The sequence below is a fragment of the Paraglaciecola sp. 25GB23A genome, assembly GCF_040012495.1.
Taxonomy (GTDB): domain Bacteria; phylum Pseudomonadota; class Gammaproteobacteria; order Enterobacterales; family Alteromonadaceae; genus Paraglaciecola.
Genome location: NZ_JBDYKM010000053.1, coordinates 1 through 4414, shown reverse-complemented (window position 1 = coordinate 4414; position 4414 = coordinate 1). Strand labels below are relative to the sequence as shown.

General features: G+C 38.0%; 2 protein-coding genes. Both read right to left on the bottom strand.

Translation table 11 applies throughout. The features are described from left to right. The coding region (locus ABKW31_RS22590; RefSeq protein ID WP_348618977.1) for a right-handed parallel beta-helix repeat-containing protein at nt 1-1375 on the bottom strand (1375 nt) is incomplete at its 3' end. 299 nt (nt 1376-1674) lie between these two features. Continuing rightward, nucleotides 1675-3771, bottom strand: a complete 2097-nt coding sequence (locus tag ABKW31_RS22585; protein ID WP_348618976.1) for a VCBS repeat-containing protein — start codon at nt 3769-3771, stop codon at nt 1675-1677. Between the last annotated feature and the right edge of the window lie 643 nt (nt 3772-4414).

The window sequence follows — 4414 nt, the reverse complement described above, 5'->3', positions numbered from 1 at the left end:
CATCATCAACAGTTAAACTAATTCCTGTACCGTTATTTTCTATGAGATTATTTGAAACGGCTACATTAGGGCTTGAAGTTAATTTCAATCCAGTGACTGCATTAGATATATGTAAATTAGTTATAACTTCTTGAACGCTTCTTTTAAACGTTATTCCTTGCCATTGTTCGTCTTGAGCAGCAGCGAAATGTGTATAACTTTGACCTGCGACAATTAAGCTACCTTCAACCATTAAGCCTATACCTGCATTAAATAAAATTTCAGTGCCTGCCTCTACAGTTAATGTCGCACTGCTCGCGATAAATAATGATTCAGTAATAGTGATTGGTGACTCGGTATTTGACCATGACATATCTGTTGACACATACTGATAACCATCATCAGGGCATGAAGGGTGTGAGTTTTGTGTTTCAGAGGCAATAGCGCTAGGTAAATCATAATTATGATTAGTTGGAAATGCACTACTTGAGGCTGCAAATAAAACGCGTCCTCGGTTAATATTATCCTCTACATCACAGATTGATTGCTCAGACTCAGGCTGACCCAACCATACACTTCCTAAATCCACATTGTCGGGTGATTGATTTACATAGGCAAACGCAGACCATCCAACGATATTGTTATTGGTGACATTGTAAGACGTATTATTCAAATTACGGTTAGATATCCCTATTGTAGAATTATAGATATCATTATTATTCATCACTAATTGATGACCAAAGATATTGATACCCGTTTCACTGCCCACAATCAAATTATCTTGTACGTTACTTCGCCATCCGCACGCTGAACCACCGCCACATGACCCCCCACTCAGACTGATACCCACACTTGTATTATTAAGAATTAAATTTCGTTGAATGTCAGCTCCTGTGCTTCGCGCAGATATCCCTGTAACGTTATTTCGAATGTCATTATCAGTAATAGCATTCACATTGCTACGAACACCATCATCAACAGTTAAACTAATTCCTGTACCGTTATTTTCTATGAGATTATTTGAAACGGCTACATTAGGGCTTGAAATTAATTTCAATCCAGTGACTGCATTAGATATATGCAGATTACTAATAACAAAAACTTCTTTAGAATCAATGTTAAGTCCAAGCCACTTTTCATCTGACATGCTTGTAAGTGTTACCAGTCCTTCATCAACAATCTCAATTTTACCCTCAACATTTAGAGATTTATCACTGAGAAATTGAATTACCGTTCCAGCATCAATGGTTAAAGTATCACCGGCAGGGATAACGACATCTGCATCGATTAAAATAGGGGAGTCAATTGACCTCCAGTGGATATTCTCTGCAGTAGCATTGAAAGTAATTAAGATTAGAAGCACTAATAGTGCTTGAGATATCAATTTAAAATACATTCGTAAAATTCCTTTAACAAAAAAATCAAAGGCATTTATTTTCTGAAGAGGGATGTGATGAGGATATTGACCGTTCCCTGGTCCAAAATTTGTTGCCTGTAACTAGGTAAAGCAACGCAAAATTTTAATGCGCTGTTATTAATGCTTAACCTTTATTCTCAAATATTACCAATGTTTTGATTGCTTGTCACATTGACATCAATGATAAATGTTAATAGGTGTAAGCCGTCGCTCACACCTATTTTGTTTGCACACGGCTGTCATCAGTCACTATGCAATTGACGCTGCACCGTTAGTAACTACTTAGACAATGTCCAGGTATTATCCGTCGGCCTTAGCACACCTTTGTCCTTGATAGTTAAGCCATCCATCAGGTGGATGATATTGCGCGCAGCCGCTTCATTGCGCCACAGGAAGTCAGTCTTGCCATCACCATCATAGTCACCCATATTGGCTATTTGCCAATCTAAACTACCCACCGTGTTAATCAACTGGCTGGTTTTAATTTGACCGTTCTCCATCATAAATGCCCAGTTAAGACCATCAACTTGATTTCTTAAGATAATATCATCGGTGCCGTCACCATTTAAGTCACCTGCGCCAGCAATCGTCCAATCTGCATTAATCGAATTTAAGGTGTAACGGTTATCTATCTGACCATCTTTCATTATCCAGATGTAGTTCATACCTGTGACTTGATTACGCCATATCACATCATCGGTGCCATCGCCGTTGACATCCCCTACGGCAACGATTTTTTCATTTAAATCCGTCACGACTGCTAATGCGCGGTTAGTGCTGATAGCCAAACCATCCATCAAGTACAGCTGAGTGCGGCCTCTTTCAACATCATGCCACAGCACATCACCTGTACCATCGCCATTAAAGTCACCACTGCCTGCCAACTTCCATTGCGGCGCATCAACGTAGTTAAGCACTCTGCGGGTTTTGATAGTAAGACCGTCCATTAAGTACATGAAGTTTAAACCTGTGATGGTATTACGCCATAAAATGTCTGATTTACCATCGCCGTCGTAATCACCCTGACCCGCCATCAACCAACCATCGTCCTGTACCACATTAATCGGACGCGCTAGTTTGGTTTGTGTACCATTCATCGCCCACAAGAAGTTCCAGCCTCTGGTACTACTTCGCCATAACAAATCTGATTTACCATCACCGTCGACATCGTTTATCGGTATACGTGATTTAGTGGTACTAAATTCATATGGTCCTATATCGATTATTCCCAATATACGGGGATTATCCTCATAATCCGTTTGCATAGCATCAATTAATAATTGATTATCTTTAAACTCATCTAACACCAGAGGATCGTAGCCTTTACCAACCACTAAGTCATAAGCTGTAGTTTTATAATTGGCATCAAATGAAATAGTTGAGTTATAGGTGTTATTGACGTCCACCCATGCACCACTATTCATGCTGGGATAAACCTGTGTAAAAATATTATGATATAGGTTTGCACCATAGAATCCAGCGTCGATATTATTCAATACATTGTTTATTAGAAAAATCTTACTATTTAAAAATTTAAGATCCACCTCATTATTTATAAATAAATTATTTGCAACTAAAAAACTGCCACTAGAGGAAAATTTAACGGATGGTTGGCTTGGAGAAGAACTACCAAGACCGTCAAATATTGAATTTAGTATATGACCAGCTCCACTGATATCATTTGAACCATAAGCGCTATCTGGACTACAACTATTTCCAATAAACTCGGAGTTATAAACAATACAGTTATCGGGGTAAGAAAAGGAGTTACCGCAGATTATTGCACCACCTCCATCAGGTGCTGTATTATTTTCAAACCTGCTACTCTCAACTAAAAGATTCATTGAAGCTATCGCTCCACCGTAGCTATTACCACTATTATTCTTAAATATTGAATTTTTAATAATTAACTTTTTGATAGCACTTCTAGAGCTACCACTATGGTAGACTGCGCTTTCTGTATTATTTAGAAAATTCACGTTCGATATTTCAACAGGGTAAGTATTATTCCCCCCAATGAAGATAGGTCGCTCTCCATTTTGAATAGTTAGGTTTCGTATTGATATTTTATGAATAGGGTTATTAGCTAAGAATATAGCGGCATTTATTTTGGAACTTGAGGTACCATCAAACACTATTTTTTCTGGATTAAGATTTGAATCACCCTCTATCGTTAATTCATTATCCGAATTCCCGAGGTTTAAATAGTTAGAAAAAAAATACACCCCCTCAGATATCACAATCTTATCAGCTTCACCATTTGTTCTAGAGACTGTTAAAGCATCTTCCAGTTCAGACACTGTAGATACAGTAAATTTTGCTGCATTGGCAACAGAAGCACAAAGCGTAAATACTGCTAAAGTTAACATACGCATAATTATTTCCTTATAAATTTGGTACTTGAGATGGTAAAAGAGAAGAGCTTGCGGTGTCTACAAGATACAGTCAAGTTATGGAATGCAGATGAATCTGACATTAAACAGAGTAAATCGAAAAATTCTATTTAATTGCTCTGTAGCCCCTTATTTAAAGGGTTAGAATTTTACGGCTAAAAAAACAGCAAAAAATTTAAAATTTTTTTTATTTACGATCCATTTTAAAAATCAGTGAACGTTCTATTGGGCTACACCTAAATCAACATTATCTGTCTGCTCAACGTCAGATGAATAGAATGGTAATTTGATTAACTATGCCAAATTTGGGGAACAACTCGCCCTACCCCATTCAACGAATGCTCTGTCACGCAGGCACTGACAAGTTAGCGTCCTAAAATTAAAAAGTCCAATCCAGATCTTCACCTCAAACTGTCACTACACTTTTCAAAGACACGAATGCGCGCTCAGAAGCCACTGAGCTTGAGGCATAGATTTAAACTTCTGCATACATCGTTACCTGATCTGTAATGGCTAAAACGATTTCCCCAATATAAGGCCACCTCATATGACTGAGATGACCTTTTCTGTTTGCTTTACCGCTTATTAGCCTTAATTAGCCAACTGCCACGTATTGTCTGTCGGT